This window comes from Cohnella panacarvi Gsoil 349, from assembly GCF_000515335.1.
Classification (GTDB): domain Bacteria; phylum Bacillota; class Bacilli; order Paenibacillales; family Paenibacillaceae; genus Cohnella; species Cohnella panacarvi.
The window spans coordinates 463,006-487,955 of the sequence record NZ_KI911563.1; the positions used below are offsets into that span (position 1 = coordinate 463,006).

Below are 24,950 nucleotides of genomic sequence, written 5' to 3' on the forward strand. Positions count from 1 at the left end.
AGACAGCGCCCAAGATCGTTACGCCATTCGTGCGGGTCAGAATTTACCTGACAAGGAATTTCGCTACCTTAGGACCGTTATAGTTACGGCCGCCGTTTACTGGGGCTTCGGTTCACAGCTTCGGATTGCTCCTAACCGCTCCCCTTAACCTTCCAGCACCGGGCAGGCGTCAGCCCGTATACTTCGCCTTACGGCTTCGCACAGACCTGTGTTTTTGCTAAACAGTCGCTTGGGCCTCTTCACTGCGGCCCCCTCGCGCTATTCACGCTACCGGGGCACCCCTTCTCCCGAAGTTACGGGGTCATTTTGCCGAGTTCCTTAACGAGAGTTCTTCCGCGCGCCTTAGAATTTTCATCTCGCCTACCTGTGTCGGTTTGCGGTACGGGCACCTTCTCCTGGCTAGAGGCTTTTCTTGGCAGCGTGGGTGCAAGACCTTCGGTACTGTAATTTTCCCTCCCCNTCACAGCTTGAGGTATCAGTGTGCGGATTTGCCTACACACACCTCTCACTGCTTAGACAGGCTATTCCATCAGCCTGCGTCTTTGCCCTCCTGCGTCCCCCCATCGCTCNTAACGGATTACGGTGGTACAGGAATTTCAACCTGTTGTCCTTCGACTACGCCTTTCGGCCTCGCCTTAGGTCCCGACTTACCCTGGGCGGACGAACCTTCCCCAGGAACCCTTAGGCTTTCGGCGGATCAGATTCTCACTGATCTTTTCGTTACTCATACCGGCATTCTCACTTGAATGCAGTCCACCGTTCCTTCCGGTACGACTTCAACCCGCATTCAACGCTCCCCTACCCAAGTACCACTAGGTACATGCCATAGCTTCGGTGGTGTGTTTAGCCCCGTTACATTTTCGGCGCAGAGTCACTCGACCAGTGAGCTATTACGCACTCTTTAAATGGTGGCTGCTTCTAAGCCAACATCCTGGTTGTCTTCGCAACTCCACATCCTTTCCCACTTAACACACACTTGGGGACCTTAGCTGATGATCTGGGCTCTTTCCCTCTTGACGACGGATCTTAGCACTCGCCGTCTGACTCCCGAGTATACATACATGGCATTCGGAGTTTGACTGGACTTGGTAACCCTTGGCGGGCCCCGCACCCAATCAGTGCTCTACCTCCATGATGCTCAACCTCGAGGCTAGCCCTAAAGCTATTTCGGGGAGAACCAGCTATCTCCGAGTTCGATTGGAATTTCTCCCCTACCCCCACGTCATCCCAGAGCTTTTCAACGCTCACGAGTTCGGGCCTCCAGTGAGTATTACCTCACCTTCACCCTGCACAGGGGTAGATCACACGGTTTCGGGTCTACGACCACGTACTATAGCGCCCTATTCAGACTCGCTTTCGCTTCGGCTCCGTCTCCTCGACTTAACCTTGCACGTGAACGTAACTCGCCGGTTCATTCTACAAAAGGCACGCCATCACCCCTAGATCGGGCTCTGACTTCTTGTAAGCGCACGGTTTCAGGTTCTTTTTCACTCCGCTCCCGCGGTGCTTTTCACCTTTCCCTCACGGTACTGCTTCACTATCGGTCGCCAGGGAGTATTTAGCCTTGGCAGATGGTCCTGCCGGATTCCCACGAGGTTTCACGTGTCTCGCGGTACTCGGGATCCGTCTCGGAGGGGATAGACTTTCGACTACAGGGTTGTTACCTTCTACGACGGGCCTTTCCAGACCTCTTCGTCTACCCTATCCCTTTGTAACTCCATGTGAGACGTCCCACAACCCCAAGGGGCAAGCCCCTTGGTTTGGGCTAATCCGCGTTCGCTCGCCGCTACTGACGGAATCACTGTTGTTTTCTCTTCCTCAGGGTACTTAGATGTTTCAGTTCCCCTGGTGTGCCTCTACATCACCTATGTATTCAGTGATGAGTAACCGAGCATTACCTCGGCTGGGTTTCCCCATTCGGAAATCTCCGGATCAAAGCTCACTTACAGCTCCCCGAAGCATATCGCTGTTCGTCGCGTCCTTCGTCGGCTCCTGGCGCCTAGGCATCCTCCGTGCGCACTTATTAGCTTAACCACAATGCAACCTAAGTCACATTGACGACACTAGATAAGGCTAGAGATGTTTCTTCTTTCGCGCTTTGTTTCGCTATCCAGTTTTCAAGGTACAAGGATTGAAAAACCATGCTTTCGCTTGGCCTTTCAAAACTGAACACCGAGCAATCATTTACGGTAATCTGTTTAGCCCCTAGGGGCTCCTTAGAAAGGAGGTGATCCAGCCGCACCTTCCGATACGGCTACCTTGTTACGACTTCACCCCAATCATCTACCCCACCTTCGGCGGCTGGCTCCCTTGCGGGTTACCCCACCGACTTCGGGTGTTGTAAACTCTCGTGGTGTGACGGGCGGTGTGTACAAGACCCGGGAACGTATTCACCGCGGCATGCTGATCCGCGATTACTAGCAATTCCGACTTCATGCAGGCGAGTTGCAGCCTGCAATCCGAACTGAGACCGGCTTTGGTAGGATTAGCTCCGCCTCGCGGCTTCGCGACCCGTTGTACCGGCCATTGTAGTACGTGTGTAGCCCAGGTCATAAGGGGCATGATGATTTGACGTCATCCCCGCCTTCCTCCGGTTTGTCACCGGCAGTCAACCTAGAGTGCCCACCCGAAGTGCTGGCAACTAAGTTCAAGGGTTGCGCTCGTTGCGGGACTTAACCCAACATCTCACGACACGAGCTGACGACAACCATGCACCACCTGTCTCCTCTGCCCCGAAGGGAAGGCCTATCTCTAGACCGGTCAGAGGGATGTCAAGACCTGGTAAGGTTCTTCGCGTTGCTTCGAATTAAACCACATACTCCACTGCTTGTGCGGGTCCCCGTCAATTCCTTTGAGTTTCAGTCTTGCGACCGTACTCCCCAGGCGGAGTGCTTAATGTGTTAACTTCGGCACCGAGGGGTGGACCCCCCCAACACCTAGCACTCATCGTTTACGGCGTGGACTACCAGGGTATCTAATCCTGTTTGCTCCCCACGCTTTCGCGCCTCAGCGTCAGTTACAGTCCAGAGAGCCGCCTTCGCCACTGGTGTTCCTCCACATCTCTACGCATTTCACCGCTACACGTGGAATTCCGCTCTCCTCTTCTGCACTCAAGTCTCCCAGTTTCCAGTGCCTCACGGGGTTGAGCCCCGCACTTATACACCAGACTTAAAAGACCGCCTGCGCGCGCTTTACGCCCAATAATTCCGGACAACGCTTGCCCCCTACGTATTACCGCGGCTGCTGGCACGTAGTTAGCCGGGGCTTTCTTCTCAGGTACCGTCATCGGACTAGCAGTTAACTAGCCCTTATTCTTCCCTGGCAACAGAGCTTTACGACCCGAAAGCCTTCCTCACTCACGCGGCGTTGCTCCATCAGGCTTGCGCCCATTGTGGAAGATTCCCTACTGCTGCCTCCCGTAGGAGTCTGGGCCGTGTCTCAGTCCCAGTGTGGCCGTTCACCCTCTCAGGTCGGCTACGCATCGTCGCCTTGGTGGGCCGTTACCCCGCCAACTAGCTAATGCGCCGCAGGCCCATCCACAAGCCACAGCTTGCGCCGTGTTTCCCAAGCCCGAGATGCCCCGGGCTTGCGTATCCGGTCTTAGCATTCGTTTCCGAATGTTATCCCGGTCTTGTGGGCAGGTTGCCTACGTGTTACTCACCCGTCCGCCGCTAAGCTATCCCCGAAGGGATAACTCCGCTCGACTTGCATGTATTAGGCACGCCGCCAGCGTTCGTCCTGAGCCAGGATCAAACTCTCCATAAAAGTTGAACCTTTTATCGAAGAGCCTTTCGGCTCAATCTGTATTGCTGGTTTGTTCACCGAAGTGAACGTTTTATTACCGTAAATTACGCTCGATGTTCAGTTTTCAAAGAACAAGCTTCGTTGCTTTCTTCGTCCACCCGTTAACCGGGCGGATTTATAATATATCAACTTTCGACAAGTTTTTCAACAGGAAGTTACTGCCAACGGCTTCATTTTCGATCGTGCTCCGTATTAAAGCTTTCGATGCCCACCCGATGTTTGCTGCAATCACCGGCGGATTATTAGAATATCTCATTCGGCGCGTGCATTCAACCGGGAATTCGTTCCATCGGATCGTCCTTGTTTTCTCGCTACCGCCTCCACTAGCCGCTTAATGATTGCCGCTTTTGCAACGTATAGCGGGAAAGAATATACATATTCCCAGTTCAGCATCGAGTAAATGCCTATTCCGATGCTGAGCGGCTCATATACGAATGCCATTACGGCTGCCATCACGATATTGACTAGAATATACGATCTCCAACTTCTGAAATATTGAAAAACGAGCATATGTAGGATCGGAAGGATTCCCCAGTCCAGAGATTCCGCTTGCGGAATGACTCGGAACAGCTTACGAGAATACAACCATAAATTCAACTCATACCCTAATTGATCCCAAATAAAAATCAGATAACTCATCATTACGCCGTACAATACGATTTCCATGAGCTTTCGTTTATCGACGAGTCTCCACCATACGTACCATGAAATCACAAGCACCGCCAGAAGCAGCCACCACTGAGCAGAAAATAAGTCATGCTGTAGCCAAAATTCATGCCGCAGTTCCGTCAGTTCTTTATGGACCCGTTTCAGCTCCTCAATCCCTACTTCCTCTCTGAGCATCCACCCCACCTCGTCTTCCATCCTGTTCTTAAGAAAAAAGAGAGCTGACGCTCTCTCCTCGATCTTGGCGACGTTGATCATGATTAGTGGCTATGAAATAAGCGATGATGGTGAGCGCCGTAGCCGTAATGGCCGCGTTGATAAACGAAACGTCGGCATAGAAAACCAACAGATTAACGACAATTGCGCCGTTAACCAGCCATTTCAAAAATGAATTTCATCGTATGCATCAATCACCTTTCGGCACCTTTGTAATTGATCGTAGTATACGTCCTCGAATGCCAAAATAACCGGATCACCGAACGACCCTCCCTCCATGTACTTGTTCCATGAAGGAATCGAGCCTCGTACGACAAAGAAGCACGCCGGGAGCATGTCCCGCGCGTGCTTCGGTGTTGGTTTAGTGACCGGAGGGAACGGCTAGGCCCGCTTGTTCGACCAGAAGCTTGCTCTCTTCATTCAGGCCGACAATCGTGACTTGCTTCTCCAACTTTTCGTACTTAGCGACGGTTTTGGCAATTGCCGTGACCGCCGAATGATCCCATACGTGCGAAGCGCCGAAATCGATAATAACGGACTCGGGATCGTTCCGGAAATCGAATAGTTCCACGAAATGCGTCATCGTTCCGAAGAATAGTTGACCGGTGACGCGATATACCTTCGTTCCGTTCTCGCGGTTCGAGACATGGGCTTTGATCGATGCCAGCCGCCAACCGAAGTTCAGCGCGCTCAAGATTACGCCCGTAACGACGCCTATCGCCAGGTCCGAGGTTGTCACGACGACGGCTACGGTAACGACCATAATGATAGCGTCGCTACGCGGGATCTTCGCGATCGTTCGAACGGAATTCCAGTCGAACGTGCCGATAGAGACCATGAACATGACGCCGACAAGGGCAGCCATCGGAATTTGTTTGACTACGCTTCCTAGAACCAAGATCAAGAATAGTAGAAACACGCCCGCTACGAACGTGGAAAGACGAGATCTTCCACCCGATTTGACGTTAATGACGGTTTGACCGATCATCGCGCATCCCGCCATTCCGCCGAAAAATCCGGAAACGACGTTCGCGATTCCTTGTCCTTTCACTTCCTTGTTCTTGTCGCTCTTCGTTTCCGTCATCTCGTCCACGATCGTGGCGGTCATGAGCGATTCCGTTAACCCAACGACAGCAAGCGCAAGCGAGATCGGCAGAATACTCCAGAACGCCTCCAAAGTTACCGCAACGTCTGGAATATGGAAGAACGGCAGTCGCTGCGTAATTTCACCCATATCTCCTACCGTTCTCAAATCGAGATTCAGCGTAATCGACGCGACCGTCATGACGATGATGGCGATGAGCGCCGAAGGAACGGCTTTCGTAACGAGTGGCAACAGATAGATAATGGCTAGCGTTGCCGCAACCATGGCGTGCATCATCCAGGTTGCGCCTTCGAAATTCGGAAACTGCGCCATAAAGATGATGATCGCCAGCGCGTTCACGAATCCGGTGACGACGGAATGCGGGATGAACGTAATAAATTTGCCGAATTTCATTAATCCCATTAAATACTGAATGACTCCGGTAAGAATGGACGCCGCGAACAAATACTCCACTCCGTGCTTGGCGACTAACGGTCCCATTAAGGAAGCCATCGCGCCGGTGGCCGCCGAGATCATCCCCATCCTGCCGCCTACGAAGGAGATCGTGACCGCAATGCAGAAAGACGCGTACAGACCGACCATCGGGTCCACGCCGGCAAGAATAGAGAACGCGATCGCCTCCGGAATGAGCGCAAGCGCAACGGTGATCCCGGACAGAATGTCCTTCCTTGCGTTGTACAACCAAGCGTTTTTCAGTTTTTGAACGAACAAATACGATCCCGCTCCCTATCTCTATGTTGACGGCTTTCCAGTGTCGGAAAAGCCGCCTCCGAACACAACGTTTTTTATTATACATACCCTGTGTATATTTCTCTACCTTGATCGCAAATAAAGAAAGAAGCTTTCCCAAAGGTCGATTCGACCGAGGGACGCCTCTTTGTTTGTTACTGATCAACGATGCCGTTATTTGACGATCAATACAGGCACCTTAGACTGCTGTACGACGTGATGGCTGACGCTTCCGAGCATCCATTCTTTGATCGCGCCTAACCCTCTGCTGCCCATGACGATCAGATCGCAATGATACTTTTCCGCGTACTCCAGCAGCACGGAGGCGGGAATGCCCGTCAGCACCACTGTCGAGGCATACGGGATGTGCGCCGTCTTCTCGGCGGCTTTCGCGAGCATGTTATCCTCGTATTCTCTCAGACGTTCCTCGTAGTCGTTCGGTACCGCCCAAGCGATTCCTTCGACCGACATTCTCGGACGGTTGCGCACGTATGCGACCGTCAGTCTGTTGCCCGCCTTATCGCCGGCGATATGAATCGCGTGTTTGAGCGCTTTCTCGGCAGCCTCCGATCCGTCGTAAGCAACTAGGATATGATGATAGTTCATGGGGTCATCCGCTCCTTTAGATGAAGGATGACTTTATTATATCATCATATGCGGTATCCGCTGTGACTTCCTTCACAGTCCGGGTATGCACTGTTCTCGCGAATTAGCGGAACTTTCCATAATCCTTGATTTTGACCGATACATCGAATAAAACGCGCACCTTAGGATACACATCGTCGTTCCAGTTCATGCTTTTCCACGCTTTATAGGACATCCGATTGCGCACGTGCGTGCCGATTCCTAGGCTGTCTACTTTATGTTTTTGCATCATCCTGACCATCACTTCGCTTTTATCGATAATATGCGACGCGATTTGATTCTCAAGCTTCTTCTTGTCCGAATGGTCGCTCAGATTGTACGGGCCAATGTATTCCAGAATCGAACCTGTGATCCGAATGGCGAAGGTCACCGTCGTTTGGCCGTTGCGACCGAGGTTGACTTTCACTTTCCTCGTACTCATTAATCCGCTGAGCATCGCCATTTGTTTATCGGAATGCGTTTCCCGGCTGAGATCGACGCTTAATTCGCCTTGCTTGAATCTCCCGCGCAGGAACGCGAATATTAAGGCGTCTTTCGGTTCGATCTTCGTCATGTAACGGTCGTCCCTGAATAATCCGATTCCGTCGATTGCGATGTGATCGCCGATGTCCTTCAAGACGGGAGCAATCGGATCGATGCCGTCATCGTAATAATCGCGGGCGAAATGATACAAAGTCACTTTGGGCACGTTCTGCCCTTCCGCTTCCTTCTGAAGCATTTTATCGATATATTTCCCTGTACGCGGTTGCTGCTTGTAATCTTTCCGAAGCAATTCCCCAGCATTGCCGTTAATGACCGTTACTTTGACTTGGGGAGAGATCGAAGGGTCGCGTATTAAGGTGTCGATGTGATTCCATATGCCCTCTTTGGACAACGTGAGGCCGAAGATGGAATTCCGAAGCTGACCGCTGACCAAATTCAGATGGGTCTGCATGGCCATCTTAATGCGCGATTCCTTGCTGCTAACGGACGTCGTTCGTAGAATCATTCGTTTGGATTTCGCCTCGGGATCGGCCAACGGAATCGATAGCGTAATATCAAGTTCGCCAGTGGGAAGCAAATCGTAGCTTGTCGTCTGCGTAAAGCCGAGATCCTCCAGTATTCGCTTATCTCCGCAGCCGGCGAGCAACGTCGCGACCAACGTAAGTATGAGTATCCTCGGAACGTTTCTCATGTTAGTTGCCTCTCCTTGTCGCTTTATGGACGATGAGAAGGATGAGGACGAATAAAGGCAAACCGATCGCGATGCCGATTTCGATTTGGCCGAACAGCTCAAGCCAATTCTTCACCTCGTCCAACGTATCCGGAAGGAACGAAACCGCATATTGAAACGCAACGAGCACGAACGATAAGTATTTGGACGCTATGCGAGGAAAGAGTCGTTTGCTGGTCTCCGTTGCCGCCCATAAATACACGGTTGACGTAACGATAATGGAGAAAAGAAATAATCCGTAGAAGAAATTCTCTAGTCTCTCTACGAAAGGTAACACGATGTACGCCATTAAGTCGAGCAGCGGAAACATCATCTCTTTCAATTGCTGAACGCTGAAAAATCCGAAAGCTACGATACTTAACGTTAGATAGCTGAACGTTAGCAATCCGTTGCCCATTAAGGTCGCGCGGATGATCTTTGTTTTCCGATCCGCATATGGGAACAGCAGCATGCATAATTCGTATCCAAGGAAGGCGGACGCGATCGCGATAAAGCCTTCTTTCCTATCTTCCCCGCCCTGAAACACGAACGTAGTCATCCGGCTCCAATCGAAATCACCGAAGAAGAAGAACAGGAGGAACAGCATCCATACGTTGAGCCAGAAAAAGACGCTGGCCGCCTTTCCGATGTTATAGATTCCTTTGGTGACCAGATACAAGATCAATAAATCAACGACTAGCTTCAGCAGCATCGGATCGGTCGTAGGGAATGCCATCATTTGAAAAATAAGGACGTATTCCTTGACTATCATCAGTCCAATCATGGACCATACGCCAATTAAAAATCCGTATAAAGGGATTAACGTCCACTTCGGCAGCACTTGTTCCATCAAGTCGAAGATGGACTTACCATTGCCTATCCGATAGACAAGCGCCATGAAGAAGATATTCACCGATACGGCTGCGAAAACGAAGAGTACGGAAAGCCACCCGTTCGTGCCGAAGTATTGCGCTTCGATCTGAGGAAGGCTGAATACGGTGACGCCCGTCTGCACCATGTAGATCAAGATGACGACATGTGCATAGGACAGAGCCTCTTTCATCGTACGCATACGCTACTTCCTGTTCTTGGATTTAATCGGATTCGGGGACTTGTTCTGCGAAGGCCTTTGTCTTATGGCCGTTAAAGGCGCTCGAACGAATACGTCCAGCCAGTCTCTTGGCTTTAATGGAGCTAAGGGGGTTAAATAAGACGATCCCAGGCTTGTCAATCCGCTTAAATGAATGACGATGCCCGACATGCCCACGAACATTCCGAATAATCCCCACCATCCCGCCAGGATAAGCAACACGAATCGGATCAGCCGGATCGAAGCGCTCATCACATAGCTCGGAATGACGAAGGACGAGATGGCGGACGAGGCGACGGCGATAATGAGAATATTGCTGGTGAGTCCCGCTTGCACCGCGGCTTGGCCGATGACGATACCGCCGACGATGCCGATCGTTTGACCGATTTTGGTCGGCAATCGCGCTCCGGCTTCCCGTAGCAGCTCGATCATGACCTCCATGACCAATGCTTCGTATACGGGCGGGAACGGCACCCTGCTTCTGGACTCCGCGAGCGTGAGCAGCAGGCTTTCCGGGATCATCTCGTAATGGTACGTCGTAACCGCTACATACAGCGCCGTGAAGCTGATCGTAACCGCGAACGCGAGATATCTCAGCAACCGGGTCGCCGTACCCAAGATCCAACGCTGGTAGTAGTCGTCGGAAGAGGAGAAAAACTCGAAGAAGGACGTCGGTGCGCTGAATACGGTCGGACTGCCGTCCACGATGCCGACGATTCTTCCGGATACGAGCTTGGACGCGGCCGCGTCCGGACGCTCCGAGGTTAGAAACTGCGGAAAGATGGAAGTGCTCGAATCATCGATATACTCGATCAGCATATGGGTATCGAAGATGGAATCCGTTTCTAGTTTGCGTATGCGTTCAACCGCTTCTTGGACATAAGGCTCGTGATTCAACCCTTTGATGTAGAGGAGATATACGTCCGTTTTCGTAACTTCGCCGACCGAGAGCTTAACGACCTTCAGATGCGAGCTTTTGATCCGTTTCCGCAGTAAAGCCAAGTTAACCCCTGCATCCTCGTTAAAAGCGTCATGCGGACCGACGATGACGGTCTCGGTCTCCGATTGCCCGACCGATCGCGAAGGCGGACCGGCAACGTCTACAAGATACGACTCATTCTCGTGGAAGACAGCGGCCTTGCCGCTCAGAATACCCTTGATTAAATCCTTCGAATCCGTAGTCAAATGATATTGCGATTGCTCAAGCAAAGTTTGAATATCTTCACTGCGCGCCTGGAGCATCGGCTGTATCGTATCGCGATGCAACTTGTCCTGATCGACCAAATGACCGAAATACACCAGATCGATACGGATATCTTGGTAGCGGCGATGCGTCAAATCCGAGCAATCCTCAAATTCATGAATCGTGTGCCGAAGAGACGGTTGAAGATTCGCCTCGGGCTTGGCGGTAGGCGCCTGCGAGGCATTTTTCGAACGGGTTACTCGTTGGATGATAAATTTGAAGAGGTTCACGTAATCACCGCGTCATGTCATGTGTGTCGTGCGTGTTCCTTCCCATTGTTTCACAGCGGCGCCAAGTTCAAACCTCGCATTGGGGCGGCTATATAACCTCGAAAGTTTAACATACTCTCCCGGAGGAAATAATAGGAGTAATTATCATCTGCGGGAAGTGATCATCAGTGGAACTGTTGGAGCATTTGAGGAACAGGCAGAGGCAAGATGCCGATTTGTTTATTCATCGAATATTCCTTGACCGTTACCCGGTCACGCTCGTCGGCGCCACGTCTCTCATCGATTTACCGCAGACCGTGAAGCTGCTTCAGACGCAGGTTCGCCATGTCGTCGCTTCTGAATCGCCTTTATTGGCCATATCCGGCGGAATCGGCGAACGGATTGGTCAAGAGGAACTAGTTAAAGTGTTCGAGGCAATAACCGAAGGAAAATTGATTATTATTCCGGATAATGCCGATCCGTGCATCAAGCTGTTCCCGATATCCAGGAAGCTTTCCCGTTCCATCGAAGCTCCAATGACGGAGAACGTGCTCCGCGGGGGGATCAGCGCTTTCACCGAAGATCTTGACACCAATATCGGCATCGTTAAGAAGCAAACAATGACGGACAAATTACGAATTCACACCTATTGGTTAGGGAGCGGATTGCGTAGAAAAGCGACGTTGCTTTACATGGATGGAGCAGTAAACAGCTCCTTCCTGAGAGAGTTACAGCTTGCCGTCGAATCTCATTCGACCCAAGACGTTCCCGATTTGCAAACCTTGAACACCATGCTGGGATTCACCCGATGGTCGTTGGTAACGAGATTCAACACGACCGAATTGCCCGAGAATGCATCCTTTGCGCTCAATGAAGGCAAGGTGGTGATGTTCCTCGACCGCTTGCCGTTCGCGATCGTATTGCCCAGTCTGGTCGGCGATATGTTCGCTTCGGACAACGATCGCAACTACCCGCTGTTTTTTATGCTCGCCATTCGGCTGCTGCGTATCGTCGGCGTACTGATCAACACGTTAATGCCCGGCGTATACGTCGCGCTCGTATCGGTGAATCCCGACGTGCTTCGGATCGAGCTTGCCATGTCCATCGCGGGCAGCAGGGTCGGAGTCCCTTATCCGGCTATCGTTGAAACCGTGTTGCTGCTTGTCACCCTCGAGCTTATTCTAGAGGCTTGTATCCGGCTTCCGAAATCGATAGGCACGACGATCACGATGGTCGGCGGAATTATTCTCGGACAGGCCGTCGTGGAAGCTAGGCTTGTCAGCAACGTGCTGATTATTATTCTGGCTGCAACGACCATCGCAAGCTTTACCGTGATCGGATTCCACAATGCGATCTCCATCCGAATATCGAAATACGTCGTTCTGATTTTGTCCGCGTTATTCGGAGTGCTTGGACTATTCGCCGGCATGATCGTCATCAGCGCCTACCTGGCAAGCATATCCTCGTTTGGAGTTCCGTATTTGTCTTGGCCGCGATCGAAGGAACAATCGGATGGATAAAAGCATGCAAGTTATTGTCGTCTACCTCCTGACTCACATCGGACTCATTTTTTTCATGTATCCGACAGATATTATCGAGTGTCTCGAAACCGGTCATTGGAGCGCGATCTTGCTAGGATTCGCGATACATGTCGCATTATTGGCCGTCTATCTGAAGGGATTGCAATTCGGAGCGCCTAACAACGTGATCGACATTTATAAGCGTTTCGGCAGATGGTTTGCCATCGTATTCCTATTCCCCGTCGCTCTCTACTTTGCGGTCGTGATCGTTATCACGATCCGCGCTTATTCGGAGATCGTTACGCTTGTTTTTCTCGATAATACCCCGTTATGGGCGATCATGGCGTTGCTGCTGGCCGTCTCTTCGCTGGTGGCCGTATATGGCGTCGAAACGATTTTCAGGACCGGTATTCTCGTCGCCCTGCTGTTCTCCCCCGCTCTGTTGCTCGTCTTCAGTTTGTCGTTTCAGAACGCGGATTGGCGTTATATGCTCCCGTTGATCGACCAACGGGCGGCGTCATTCTCGTATGTATTCCGGGAACCTTTCTTGCTCAGCTTCTTCGCGTTCACGGGAGGGTTCTTGTTTCTTGGCTTTATCCCGCCCCGAATTCCATACAAACCGCGTAAAGTGTTGCTCGCAAGCGCCGCGCTTCTCCCCATGTTTATGCTCTCCGTCTATGTCCCTTTGCTAACGTTCGGACAAAGCGCGGCTTCCCTCCTGCAATTCCCGTTCATTACGGCAGTCGATACGGTGAACGTCAGTTGGCTTATGTTCGATCGAATCACGCTGTTCTTCCTTCTCAGTCTCGTCGGCTTCGTGATGATTTACATTTCGCTTGTCATGTGGAAGACGGCGTTGATGATCAGAAGCGTCGTAACGATCATGTCCCCGATCGTTACGATTCTATTGCTGACCGCGTCCGTCTTCCTGGCTTGTCTGTATATTCCGAACTGGCACGCGGTCGAACGTATACTATGGTGGAACACGCTTCTGCGCCTGTACGTGATGCTCGTCATTCCGTTCGTTACGCTCGTTCTTGGATTTCGTCTTCATCGCAAAGGAGCGGCTCATTGATGAATGTCAAGAATGTCATCCCTTATGCTTCGACGATGCTCCTGATCGTAGGAATGATGACCTTGCTATGCGGATGCTGGGACAACAAGGACATTAATCACCGCGCTTTACCGATCGTCATGGGTATTGAGAAATCCGAAGACGATTATCAGGTCTATCTATTGATACCGATGAAAGATCAAGATAAGAATAGCGCGTTGGTCGTTTCCGATAAGGGAACAACGATCAACGAAGTCATCGACAAAATGAATAAAAATTTGGAAATGCAAATCGATCTGCTTCATTTGAAAATCATCATTTTCGATCGGTCGATCGCGGAAAAAGGGTTGAACGACAGTCTATCGAGCTTTATGCGCGCAGGCGACGTGTCTCCGAAGACCATCGTAACGATTACCGAGCATAAGCTGCGGCCCTTGTTCGAGCGAATGAACGCTGCCTCGCTGAACAACGGTATCAGTCTCTACGATTATTTCGAGAAAAACGCCGGTTGGTCGCCTCATCTCGCGCAGACGCGAATATGGCACGTCTTTCGCAGCATGCAGTCGGAAACGAAAGACGTACCTGTTCCGTTAATCAGCGCCGGCAAGGCGACCGCGCTTGAAAGCTCCGGATCGGCCGTGCTTAGGAAAGGAATAATGGTCGGCAAAATTTCATCGGACGAGACTCTGATGTTCAATGCGTTCGCGGGAATGGGGTCGCAGGGAAAAATCGAGGTGATGAACCAAGCGTCGGTGCTGATCGTATCGGACACGTTATCCCATAGCACATCCTTAGTAGAGAATACACCCGTGCTTAACAGCAAGCTAACGCTGAAAGTTACGATCATCGAGACGAAAGGATCGCCGACGGCGACTCTTATCCAACAAGAACTAGAAGAGCTGTGGACCGCGAGATACATTCGGATGTTCCGTAAAGTACAATCGAATCGCGCCGATATACTGGGACTAGGTCAGCTGTTCCGTAACAAGATTCCCATGGATCGTCTCAAATACTGGAGGGATGATTATTATCCGCGCTTGAAGTTCAACTTTCGGATCCATGCGATCATTCAGAACGAAGGGCTGCTCAAGATGAAAGAATAGATTCGCGTTTACGCCCTAGCAACGATTGCTAGGGCGATTGTTATCGATCTGTTCCAAGGGCCGCCTTGACCAAGTCGCGATCCGATAGGAGACGAATGCTGCCGTCGATCTCCAGTCGCCTCTCGTGCCCTCTTCCGGTTATGACGATACAATCGTTGTCCGTTGCCATATTGACCGCCTCGTTGACCGCTTCCTGCCGATTCTCGATTACGATGCAGCGCTTTCGTTGTTCCCTGTCGAGGCCGCTTAGCGTCTCGGTTATGATGTCGTGCGGATTCTCCTCTCCCGGGTTGTCCGATGTCAGAATGAGCCGATCCGCTAATTGAGCTGCAATACGCCCCATAATCGGTCGTTTCAATCGATCGCGGTTTCCGCGGCTTCCCATGACGCAGATGAGTAGTCCGGTCGTGCACGCTTGTAAAGACTGAAGGATAGCCGTTAATCCGTCCGGATTATGGGCATAGTCGATGACGATTCGGCAACACTGGCCCTCGTTCACTTCCTCCGACCGCCCCTTCACGCCCGTGAAGCCTTGAAGACTTTCGCTGATGGTCTGCAACGACAGTCCTTCCAGTAAACACACGGCTATCGCAGCTAGCGCGTTATACACGTTATATAATCCCGAAGAAGACAGACAGACCGCTTGTTCTCCCCAAGGAGTATGAGCTAAGAAGGTGGTGCGATCCTTCGAAATCTCGATAGAAGTGGCGGTAACCTCCGCGTTATTCCGAATGCCGTAGCGAAGCACCTGCGCGGTCGTATGCTTCGCGATCTCTTCGGCAACCGGATCGTCCGAGTTAAGCACCGCCTTCTTACGAAAGGCGTCTGCCCCGTTGCCCAATTGCGCGAACAGCAGTTGTTTGCTTTGACGATACCGTTCCATCGTCTCATGATAATCGAGGTGGTCGTGAGTCAGGTTCGTAAATACGGCCATATGGATATCGCATCCCCGAAGCCGCCCCATCTCCAGGCCGTGGGACGAAGCTTCGATGAGAGCGTACTCGCCGCGACGTTCTCCGATCATCGCAAGGTAACGATGCATGGACAGCACGTCCGGCGTCGTATTGCGCGTGCTTTCGTATACGTCGTCCATTCGAAACCCGAGCGTTCCGATTCTGCCTGCTTTCAGACCGTGTTGATCGAACAGATGTTGGATCATATGAAGCGTCGTCGTTTTTCCGTTCGTCCCCGTAATGCCGATAAGCTTCGTATCATAACGATCAATCCGATACCAATGGCTCGCCAATACGGCAAGGGCTTTGTCCGTATCCGGAACGACGATCTGGGGAACACCGTCATCCGGGATCTCCACTTTCCTGTCGGCGATGATCGCAGCGGCTCCGTTACGTATGGCGTCGGCGACGAAGGCGTGGCCGTCGTAGATGTGTCCTTGCAGACAGACGAATAAGTGCCCGGGCCTAATCTCCCGCGAGTCCGTTTGAATGCCGGTAACTTCGACATCCGCGCGGCCGATCACCGATTTCGCGATCAAGGGATGGATAAGAGTCAACAAGTTCATGCGCGATAAACCGCCTTCTTCGCTGCGAAATGCTCTATATCCCTTTATTGTCAAATACGGTCCGTACGAGACGTAAACGCAACAAAAAAACCGCGTTTCCGCGGTCCTCCTTACCGTATTCAAAGCTCCCCCCACTTCGCCCACATTTCCACCGGATTCCGTTCATACACTTCCTTCTCGCGGTACATGTAATGATGCATGATGAATTCGCGGCGAATCGTGGCGAAGTCTTCGTGATAGGCCTTAATGAACTCGTTGATTTCTCTCTCCGTATACTTTCTGCCCATCTCCAATGTGGCGGCCAACTGCTCCAATACGATGAGTTTTTTCTTTAATTGGCTAGGAATGCTTATCAGCTTCCCATCCTCGGAGAAGAAGGAATTTAATACGGCTTTTCGGAGCTTCTCGTCTTTCTCTGCGCGCTGCGGGTTTTTCTCGAGGTTCGGTTCTTTGAAAATAAGCTCTACTATCGCCTTGGCGTCCTGCTTCAAGAAGTACTCGTTCAGGGAGAAATAGATCGTGTTCTTCTCCCTTCGTTGGTTGATTAGGCTCGCCTCGCGCAGCTTCGCCGCGTGATGGGTCACCGTAGGAGGCGAGATGCCCAGCTTCTCCGCAAGGGCTTGCCCGTGCAGTTCTCCTCTTGCGAGCAGCACGAGTATCCGGATGCGCATCGGATCTGCCAGCGCTTTATGATAATTAACGATCTTATCGAGTTGGATACGAATCCCTCCGGTTACTTAAGGTCTGCCCAATCTTTCCACTCTTCTCGGGCGTTCACTTCATAGATATTTAAATAACTATCTAATTAGATATTAATCAAATCGCATTAAGCTGTCAACCCCATGACAAAAAAGCCCGATCTCTCGGGCTTTCTTCCATCGGCAGCCTTACTTGTCGTCGATTCCTTTGCCGTTCAGAATATGCGGGATATATTTCTCGATTCTCGACTCCCGGGTTTTCGATTGCTTGGCTCCGGAGAAATAATACAGGTACCCTTTTTGCCGTCCGGGCGTCAATGCCTCGAATGCCGCTTTCAAGTCGGGGAGTTCTACGAATTTATTCTCGAGCTCTTCGGGAACTTCGTAATCCGCAGTCTTCTTAAATTCGACTTGCAGGCCGGCTTTTTCCACTTCGATCGCTTCATCGATATAGGTTTTGATGATCAGTTGCATCTCGTCGATCTGCTCGGCGCTCGTGAATCGAAGCTGGCGGGCCGCCTGCACGTTCTCCGTCTGCTGGATGAGGATGCCGTGAGAATCCTTCAGCAAAGCGCCCTTATGGAATAACAGAGCGCAGTATTCCTTGAAGCCGTGGATTAAGACGACGTTCTTGCCATTATGCGTATAACACGGATGCATCCACTTGAAGTCTTCGGTCAGCTCGCAGTCGAGAACGATATCCCTTAACTTTCCGAATTCTTCCTTCCACTGCTTGGCTTTGCTGAAGAACGGATCGATCTTCGTATTTCTTATCCCTGCGGTCATCTACGGGAACTCCTCTCTGAATAACGCTCGTTTATTTCCTCCAAAAAGTCGAACAATCGGCCTTGTCCGCGATATTGAACTCGATCATTCTGGATAGCAAAGCATAGTCGATCGGAAGCTCCCATTTGATCCGCATCAATAGATTCGTGTGATCGTATCCGGCTTTCGCGATTTCGTCGGCATAACGGCTGATCCCTGCCGCTTCGGGGGCGACGGCCAAATGCTTCTTGGCTACGCTAAAGCCGATGATGTAAGTGTCGTGATCGGTAAACATGGGCTGATTCCATCCGATCTTCGGCGATAGATTCGGGAATTTCTCCATGACCCAAGCAAGTACTTCTTCCGTTCTAGCACGCTGGATCGGATCGTTGATACTCGCTAAATATTCAGCAAACACGTCCATGCAGATCCCTCGTTTTCAATCGGAAATTAGCGTAAATACTTCCCCGTGATCGACTGCTCCGATCGAACGATCTGCGAAGGCAGTCCCTCGAACACCACTTGACCGCCTTTGCTGCCTCCGTCCGGTCCCATATCGATGATCCAATCCGCTTGGCTGATCACTTCAAGGTTGTGCTCGATGACGATGACGGAATTGCCTGCCTCAACCAGGCGGTTCATGATGCCCATCAGATGGCCGATGTCCGACATGTGCAAGCCGGTCGTCGGCTCGTCCATGACGTAGATGCTGCCTTTCTTATACAGCTCGCTGGCCAACTTGATGCGCTGGCATTCCCCGCCCGACAGCGTGCTAAGCGGCTGGCCGAGCGTAATATAGTTCAACCCTACGTCGCTCATCGCCTGCAGCTTGCGTACGACTTCTTTCAGCTCGAAGAACGCGAGCGCATGCTCGACGGTCATCTCCAGCACGTCCGCGATAGACTTCCCGTTCAGCTTGTATTCGAGAACTTCGTCCTTGAACCTTCTGCCTCCGCAAACCTCGCAAGGAAGCTCGACGCTGTCTAGGAACGAGAGATTGATCGACACGACGCCCTGCCCTTGACAGTGCTCGCAAGCTCCTTTGGAATTGAAGCTGAACAAGCCTTGGTTCACTGTGTTCGCGGTTGCGAACGCCTTGCGGATATCGTCCATAATGCCCGTATAAGTCGCGGGATTCGAACGCGACGACGCGGTCACAGCCGATTGATCGATGACGATCGCGTCCGGATGTTGGCTGAGGAACACGTCGTTGATGAGCGTACTCTTGCCTGAACCGGCCACGCCCGTCACGACGGTCAGTACGCCGGTCGGAATGTCTACGCTTACGTTGCGCAGGTTGTGCAGCGACGCGTCTTTGACGGACAGCTTGCCGGTAGGTTTCCTGCAAGCTTGCTTCAGTTGCAGCGGGCTGCTCATATGATTGCCCGTTAGCGTGCCGGACTCCAGCAAGCCTTGGAAGCTCCCCTCGTACATAATATTGCCGCCTCGGCTGCCGGCATGAGGTCCGACGTCGACGATATGGTCGGCGACCTTGATCACGTCGGGATCATGCTCGACGACGATAACGGTATTGCCCTTGTCGCGCAGCTTCTGAAGCAATTCGTTCAACCGATGGACGTCGCGCGGATGCAAGCCGACGCTTGGCTCGTCGAAGATGTAGGTGACGTCTACCAGGCTGCCGCTGAGGTGCTTCACCATCTTCACGCGCTGCGACTCGCCGCCGGACAACGTATCCGTCTCGCGGTCGAGCGTCAGGTAGTCGAGCCCGATCTCGACCAGATGCTGAAGCCGTTCCGCCAGCGATTTCACTATCGGCGCGGCCGCGGGGTCTTCGATCTCGCGAACGACCCGGATCAACTGCCCGACTTCCATCGAAGATAAGTCCGCGATGTTATATTCGTCGATCTTGCAGCTCAACGCCGCTTGGCTTAACCTCGCTCCGCGGCAGCTCGCGCAAGTACCTTCGATGATGAACGGCATGACCGTTTTTTGCGTACGCTCGGACTTCGCTTTCAAATCCTGCTTGATGTATTTGTTCGTGAACTTCTCGATGACGCCTTCTACGGTAAGGTTCATCGTCTTGCCGGCGAAGTCTACCTCTACTTTCCTTGCCTTGGCGTACAGCAGTTGGTCCAGTTCCTCTTGCGAATAATCGCGCAGCTTCTTATCGAGGTCGAAGATGCCAAGCTGCCCGATCATGTTGAATTCCCATCCGCCTACCCCATAGTCGGGAAGCATGAGCGCCCCTTCGTTAAGCGATTTGGACCTATCCAGCGCTTTGTCCATGTCGACCACAAGACTGCGGCCCATCCCGTTGCACTCGGGACACATCCCTTGCGGATCGTTGAACGAGAATCGGTTGACCGGTCCGACATAGGGCTTGCCTACGCGGGAGAAAAGCAGGCGGAGAATCGGGGAAATATCGGTAATCGTGCCCATCGTAGAGTGGGAACCGCCGCCGAGCCGCTTCTGATCGACGATGACGGCCATGCTCAAGTTCTCGATCGCGTCCGCGTGCGGCTGCGGAACTTTAGGCAAGAAGGTGCGCACGAACATGCTGAAGTTCTCGTTCAGCAGACGCGTCGATTCCGCGGCGATCGTATCGAAGACGATCGAAGATTTGCCGGATCCGGATACGCCTGTAAAAATCGTGATCTTGCGCTTCGGAATGCGCAACGATACGTTCTTGAGGTTGTTCTCTCTCGCGCCCGTTAAGACGATATATTCCTGGTTTGGTTCTCTCAAGCCTCTCATCCTTCCGATCGGGTATCTTGACATTATAACATTTCAACTATTGCGCAAGCAGCTTCTCCAGCTCTCCGGACCAGTTGGTCCAGCCGTACTTGGCGCCGCCTTGCGCTTGCTGACTCGAAATTCCGGTTTGTTCGAGATGAAGATTAACGTTCCCGTCCCCTAGATCTTGCAGCGTCCAGGTGACCGTATGTTTCTCCGTCCCCGTACCCCAGGTGTACGACAACCGATCCGGCTCCTCTACGATGAGAACTTCGCCTTCTACGAGCCCGTCCCAATATTCGGTCGGCTTCTGCCGGAACTGAAACTGGTGACCGACGACAGGCTTGAAGTCGTTCGGCAGCGTCCACTTCGCCAGTTGGTCGGAGTCGGTCAGCGCGGACCACAGCTTCGAGATCGTTGTTTTATATTGGAAATCCAACGTTAAAGTTAAACTCATATCTTCGTACCTCCCGATTGTGTCGTGCGAGTTAAGCGAACGGTTTCGCCATGTCTTCCATGAACAACAGCAGAACCGCCACGGTCAGCACTAGCGTGAACAGAGCCGGTATCGCTTTCGCGACGGGTTCCTTGACCCGAACGTGCGACAGCCACGCGAATACCATCGTAACGGCGAGCCATACGCCGGCCCATGCGGCAACTCCCGGGTACCAGTATCCGAGTACGAGGCCGACGCAGCCGATCAATTGGACGCAACCGGTGACGATTCGGAACCACTGGGGGAGACGGATCGTCTCGAACAGCTCGACCTGCATTTTCTGTCCCGCGAGTTTACTAATCGCTTGGAAACCCATCCATAGGAGAAGCCAGCTTTGAATGACGATCGATACGATTTGCATGAACGTTCACCTCATCATATTTTTAGGGTTCATCTTCTTCTAACAACCGGCCTAAGCGCAGCAAATTCGCCGTCCAGAACTTAGAGTAGTATGCCAACCAATCTTGTACCTCTTTAAGCGGATCGGCATTCAGCCTATAACGCGTTTCCCTGCCGACTTTGCGGTCCGATACCAAGCCCGCTTCCTTCAAGATCGCCAAATGCTTGGATACCGCCGTCCGACCCATACGGAACGGTTCTGTCAGCTCGTGAAGCGGGAGTTCGTCCGCCTGAGCCAGCAGTTGGATCAGTCGCCGTCTCGTCGGGTCCGCGATGGCGGCGAAGACGTCTCGCATCGATTCCTTATCGCTCACAACACCCTCTCCATATTCCCTCCGATTACGTTCCGAACGGTCCGCTGTCTTCGTCTTGATTGGACACCATTCGGTGGCGTATTTATATTACGACACCGAATGGTGTCCTGTCAAATACCGTCTTTACAATAAAGGGAAGCCGCGTCTAACGCGACTTCCCCTTGTTGGCCATCTGCGCTTCCCTGTATTCGCTAGGCGTTCGCCCGGTGTGCTTCTTGAACATTTGGCCGAAATACTTCGTGTCCTCGTAGCCGACCATGGCGGCCACTTCGCTCACCTTGGCGGGCGACGAGGCGAGAAGTTCGGACGCGCGCTGCATCTTCTTGCGGGTCACGAAGTCCATGAACTTGACTCCCGTCTCTCTCTTGAACAGATCGCTGAGGTGATTCGGATGAAGATGAACGTAATCCGCTACCTGCTGCAGGCCGAGATTCAGTCCCCAATTCTCTTCGATATAAGCGATCGCCTTCTGTACGTGCGATCTTCTTCCATCGGCTATCCGATGATGGTAAAGCTTCATGATGCCGTACAAATGCTGGAACAATTGATCCTCGGGAATTACCGCGGCATCCATAAGGAACGGAGCCAGCGGTTCCTCCAATGCTCCGTTCTTGCCCGTCGCGTGCAAAACCCGTTCAAGCCAACGGTGAGCCGCAATGGCGGCCGACCGCACGGAAGCTTCCAGAGATACCGGCGTAACCTCCGGGTCTTCCCGCAACTCCCGAAGGAGTCTTACGACCCAAGCTTTCAAGCGAATCGGGTCGTCGTCCATCAAGATGGCGCTGAGCTCCTTCTCTTCGTCGATCGAGCACACCGTCTTGCCGCCTTTGCGGCGGGCGATATCCGCATATTCCCATTGGGCTTGCGATAGCAGGATCTTGTACTGTCCGGCTTCGACCGCCGTCAGCCAGGAATCGTGCAGCGAGCTCCAGTCGCGGACGGCTTTTCCGCCTACCACCGTTAGCTTGCATTTGAGCAGATGTTCGATCTTGCCGTAGATCGAGCGTCGCAGCTGCTTGCCCACCTCATCCTTAGCGGCAGGCAAAGCGACGATAATCGATTGTTGATGCACGATGCTCACGCACGGCAGCAAATCGCCGATCATATTGTCTACCGCGAACCTCAGCAAATCCCGTTCTCCTTCGAATTTCCCCCAGCCTTCCGTCAGGATGAGTACCGTCTGCCAGCCTCCGCTTGCGTCTGCCTTCGCCTCGATCTCCATAAAAACGGAGTCCATATATTTGGCGTCGCCTTCGTGATCGGTTGCTCCTTCCACGATCCAACGAACGAATCGGCGGCTTCTCTCTTCCCGATACCTGACGACGTCCCGGCTTTGCGATTCCTTCCGTTCTTCCACGCGCTGTTTCGCCTTCAGTACGGTACGGATGATCTCCTCCGGCCTGGACGTCTTGAGCAAATAATCGCTTACTTGCTGGCGCAACGCTTGCTGCACATAGTGAAAGTCGTCATAGCCGGTCAGGATGATCACTTCCAAATTCGGGAGCGTCGCCCGCGCTTCTTCGGCCAGCTCCAGTCCCGTTCTGCCGGTCATCCGGATATCGGTGAGCAGGATGTCCGGCCGCTCTTGGCCGATCCTTCCGAGCGCCTCTTCCGCCGACTCGGCCGGAGGAAGAAGCTCAAGCCCGAGTTCTTGCCATTTGATCACTTCCGCCAACCCTGTCCGTATGATAACCTCGTCATCCGCGATCATGATTTTCATAGGATTCCTCCAAACCAGGTATGGAAAAAGAGATTCGGGTGCCTGCGTTCGGTTTGCTTTCGATAACCAGACAAGCGTCTTGGCCATAGTGGAGACGCAGTCTTTCGTTCACGTTGCGAAGCCCGTAGCTGGCATCGGGTCCGGGAGCCAAATCGTGCCGGTCCAGGTTATCCATTACTTGAGCTAGACGTTCTTCGGTCATCCCGACACCGTCATCGACGACGAGAAAGTGCAGTCTTCCGCCTTCCTGATGGATGCATACCGCGATCTTTCCTTTGCCGGCTTTCTTCTGTACCCCGTGAATCATGGAATTTTCCAACAACGGCTGCAGGAGCAGCTTCAGCATCATGCGGTCATGAACGCCGGGATCGATGACGTAGTCGACTTCGAATTTATCCGGAAACCGGATGGATTGAATGTCGACATAGTTGCGGATGTGGGCGAGCTCTTGCTGAACCGCGCAGTAGTCGTTGCCCTTATTCAGACTGAACTGCAGGAAGTCGCTCAGCGCTCCTACCATGTCCGCGATGCGCTTCTTGTCGGCCATCAAAGCCATCCAGTGAATGGAAGACAACGTGTTGTATAGAAAATGCGGATTGATCTGCGCCTGCAAAGCGCGCATGTCGGCTTCCTTCTTGCGGGTCTCGTCGCGGATCAATTGCCGCTTCAGTTGTTCGATATGCATTCCGAGCATATTGTAGCTCTCCCCTAACCGCCCGATTTCATCTCGGGACGAGGCGTGATAAAGCGGCATCGGGCCGTTCGGATTCACCTTCGTCAGCAACCTTGTAAGAATCGTAAGCGGATTCGTGACTCTTCGGATGACGAAAAGAACGAGACATCCCGTAATGACGATCATGACGAGGACGGCAATCGCGGTCAATTGAAGAATGTAGCGGTTCTGGGAGCTGTATAAATCGTAAGGAATCGTTCCGGCGAACGTCCATCCGGTGGAGGGCTGACGGTAATAGAGCACGGTTCTTTTCTCTCGCCCTGCTCCGAAGACGGTTTCGCCGTGGGATCTGTTCATCATCCGTTGCGTTACCCCTGGGAATAGATCGTCGAACGGCCGGGAGAGCCAACTTTTCTCGGTGGACGACAGCACGACGCCGCTCTCGTTCAGCAACGCCACTTCTCCGCCTTCGCCGAGACTCGGCTCGGACCAGTATTCGGAGATGACGGGCTCGTCGACGCTGATGACCAGCCAACCTAGGTTCTCGTAAGTAAATACGCTGCGAAGCGGACGAATGAAGGAGATCACCTGTCGTTCGCCGGAAAAGTTCGTAATTTTGTATAAGCCGGTCCACGTCTTCTCTTTGACTTGGTAGAGATCGACTAGTTCGCCCATATTGGAGGCATAGACGGTCGAATTCGACAGCGGAGCGGTTTGGAACTTCCCGGGATAGATCGTAATGTTCGAGATATACGGCTTCGAGCTGGACAAATTCATGATGAATTCGAGCACTCGGGTTCTCGTCTGCTCGTCTTCTACGGAATGGCTCAAGTATTGCTGGATATCGCGATGGCCGATCAGAATGAGGGATATATTCTCGATGTCGCTAACGATGAAGCTCATCTTGCCTTCCATCTGCTCAAGCGTGTCTATGCCCGATTGCTTCGTCTTCTCTTCCGTTATTCTCGAGGAGATCAAATACGTGAATGCCCCGAACGACAGCAAAGGAAGGAGCGTGGAAATCAAGATGATGAGCGACAGCTTGCGTCTGAGCGAATACCCGATCCACTTCTTCATAGTCTGGTCCCCCGGTGTC

20 protein-coding genes, 1 rRNA gene and 1 other annotated feature (1 of these 22 running past the window's edge) are annotated in these 24,950 nt (G+C 52.4%); of the genes, 3 read left to right on the forward strand and 18 right to left on the reverse strand.

The window, feature by feature from the left end:
• Positions 1 to 2,034, reverse strand: a sequence feature (mutual gap in cmsearch alignment for this rRNA model is longer than 100) (it extends 2,209 nt beyond the left edge of the window).
• A 186-nt stretch (positions 2,035 to 2,220) separates the two neighbouring features.
• The 8 genes from COHPA_RS0102235 to COHPA_RS0102265 form a co-directional block, all read right to left on the reverse strand.
• Positions 2,221 to 3,765: ribosomal RNA gene (locus tag COHPA_RS0102235) — 16S ribosomal RNA — on the reverse strand.
• Between the two features lie 291 nt (positions 3,766 to 4,056).
• Complete coding sequence (locus COHPA_RS0102240) at positions 4,057 to 4,647, reverse strand: CBO0543 family protein (protein ID WP_069202076.1); 591 nt, start codon at positions 4,645 to 4,647, stop codon at positions 4,057 to 4,059.
• Positions 4,648 to 4,675: 28 nt separating this feature from the next.
• Entirely contained in the window at positions 4,676 to 4,855 is a 180-nt protein-coding gene (locus tag COHPA_RS25920; RefSeq protein ID WP_211237868.1) for a hypothetical protein, read from the reverse strand.
• A 192-nt stretch (positions 4,856 to 5,047) separates the two neighbouring features.
• The gene (locus tag COHPA_RS0102245; RefSeq protein WP_027084567.1) at positions 5,048 to 6,502 is read right to left on the reverse strand and encodes a SulP family inorganic anion transporter; all 1,455 of its coding nucleotides are present in this window, start codon (positions 6,500 to 6,502) and stop codon (positions 5,048 to 5,050) included.
• A gap of 192 nt (positions 6,503 to 6,694) precedes the next feature.
• A complete protein-coding gene (locus tag COHPA_RS0102250) occupies positions 6,695 to 7,126 on the reverse strand; it encodes a universal stress protein (RefSeq protein ID WP_027084568.1) in 432 nt (143 codons plus the stop codon).
• A gap of 103 nt (positions 7,127 to 7,229) precedes the next feature.
• Entirely contained in the window at positions 7,230 to 8,339 is a 1,110-nt protein-coding gene (locus COHPA_RS0102255) for a Ger(x)C family spore germination protein (protein ID WP_027084569.1), read from the reverse strand.
• A 1-nt stretch (position 8,340) separates the two neighbouring features.
• A complete protein-coding gene (locus COHPA_RS0102260) occupies positions 8,341 to 9,429 on the reverse strand; it encodes a GerAB/ArcD/ProY family transporter (protein WP_027084570.1) in 1,089 nt (362 codons plus the stop codon).
• Between the two features lie 3 nt (positions 9,430 to 9,432).
• Positions 9,433 to 10,920, reverse strand: coding sequence for a spore germination protein (locus COHPA_RS0102265; protein WP_027084571.1), 1,488 nt, complete (start codon positions 10,918 to 10,920; stop codon positions 9,433 to 9,435).
• Between the two features lie 167 nt (positions 10,921 to 11,087).
• Between COHPA_RS0102265 and COHPA_RS0102270 the strand changes: the two genes are divergently transcribed.
• From COHPA_RS0102270 to COHPA_RS0102280, 3 genes are read left to right on the forward strand one after another with little or no spacing between them, the layout of a single operon-like run.
• Positions 11,088 to 12,419, forward strand: coding sequence for a spore germination protein (locus tag COHPA_RS0102270; RefSeq protein WP_027084572.1), 1,332 nt, complete (start codon positions 11,088 to 11,090; stop codon positions 12,417 to 12,419).
• Complete coding sequence (locus tag COHPA_RS0102275) at positions 12,412 to 13,494, forward strand: GerAB/ArcD/ProY family transporter (protein WP_027084573.1); 1,083 nt, start codon at positions 12,412 to 12,414, stop codon at positions 13,492 to 13,494. The genes COHPA_RS0102270 and COHPA_RS0102275 overlap by 8 nt, the downstream gene beginning before the upstream one ends.
• Positions 13,494 to 14,576, forward strand: a complete 1,083-nt coding sequence (locus COHPA_RS0102280) for a Ger(x)C family spore germination protein (protein ID WP_027084574.1) — start codon at positions 13,494 to 13,496, stop codon at positions 14,574 to 14,576. The genes COHPA_RS0102275 and COHPA_RS0102280 overlap by 1 nt, the downstream gene beginning before the upstream one ends.
• A 40-nt stretch (positions 14,577 to 14,616) precedes the next feature.
• Here COHPA_RS0102280 and COHPA_RS0102285 read toward each other — a convergent pair whose 3' ends face one another.
• The 10 genes from COHPA_RS0102285 to COHPA_RS0102330 all read right to left on the reverse strand — a co-directional run bounded on the left by COHPA_RS0102285 (position 14,617) and on the right by COHPA_RS0102330 (position 24,931).
• Positions 14,617 to 16,095, reverse strand: a complete 1,479-nt coding sequence (locus tag COHPA_RS0102285; protein ID WP_027084575.1) for a UDP-N-acetylmuramoyl-L-alanyl-D-glutamate--2,6-diaminopimelate ligase — start codon at positions 16,093 to 16,095, stop codon at positions 14,617 to 14,619.
• Positions 16,096 to 16,214: 119 nt separating this feature from the next.
• Complete coding sequence (locus COHPA_RS0102290) at positions 16,215 to 16,814, reverse strand: DUF2087 domain-containing protein (RefSeq protein ID WP_211237892.1); 600 nt, start codon at positions 16,812 to 16,814, stop codon at positions 16,215 to 16,217.
• A gap of 168 nt (positions 16,815 to 16,982) precedes the next feature.
• On the reverse strand, positions 16,983 to 17,579 hold the full coding sequence (locus COHPA_RS0102295; RefSeq protein WP_027084577.1) for a YdeI/OmpD-associated family protein: 597 nt from the start codon (positions 17,577 to 17,579) through the stop codon (positions 16,983 to 16,985).
• A 31-nt stretch (positions 17,580 to 17,610) separates the two neighbouring features.
• Positions 17,611 to 17,982: an iron chaperone gene (locus COHPA_RS0102300; protein ID WP_027084578.1), complete on the reverse strand. Its 372-nt coding sequence runs from the start codon at positions 17,980 to 17,982 to the stop codon at positions 17,611 to 17,613.
• A gap of 26 nt (positions 17,983 to 18,008) precedes the next feature.
• Positions 18,009 to 20,264 (reverse strand): ATP-binding cassette domain-containing protein, encoded by a 2,256-nt coding sequence (locus COHPA_RS0102305; protein ID WP_027084579.1) that lies wholly within the window; start codon positions 20,262 to 20,264, stop codon positions 18,009 to 18,011.
• A gap of 46 nt (positions 20,265 to 20,310) precedes the next feature.
• Positions 20,311 to 20,709 carry an SRPBCC family protein gene (locus tag COHPA_RS0102310; protein WP_027084580.1) on the reverse strand — a complete coding sequence of 133 codons (399 nt, stop codon included), beginning with the start codon at positions 20,707 to 20,709 and terminating at the stop codon, positions 20,311 to 20,313.
• 31 nt (positions 20,710 to 20,740) lie between these two features.
• On the reverse strand, positions 20,741 to 21,109 hold the full coding sequence (locus tag COHPA_RS0102315) for a DoxX family protein (protein WP_027084581.1): 369 nt from the start codon (positions 21,107 to 21,109) through the stop codon (positions 20,741 to 20,743).
• 22 nt (positions 21,110 to 21,131) lie between these two features.
• Complete coding sequence (locus COHPA_RS0102320; RefSeq protein WP_425393701.1) at positions 21,132 to 21,443, reverse strand: ArsR/SmtB family transcription factor; 312 nt, start codon at positions 21,441 to 21,443, stop codon at positions 21,132 to 21,134.
• A gap of 163 nt (positions 21,444 to 21,606) precedes the next feature.
• Positions 21,607 to 23,181, reverse strand: a complete 1,575-nt coding sequence (locus tag COHPA_RS0102325) for a response regulator transcription factor (RefSeq protein WP_027084583.1) — start codon at positions 23,179 to 23,181, stop codon at positions 21,607 to 21,609.
• Positions 23,159 to 24,931: a cache domain-containing sensor histidine kinase gene (locus COHPA_RS0102330; RefSeq protein WP_027084584.1), complete on the reverse strand. Its 1,773-nt coding sequence runs from the start codon at positions 24,929 to 24,931 to the stop codon at positions 23,159 to 23,161. Before COHPA_RS0102330 ends, COHPA_RS0102325 begins: the two co-directional genes overlap by 23 nt.
• Positions 24,932 to 24,950: the final 19 nt, after the last annotated feature.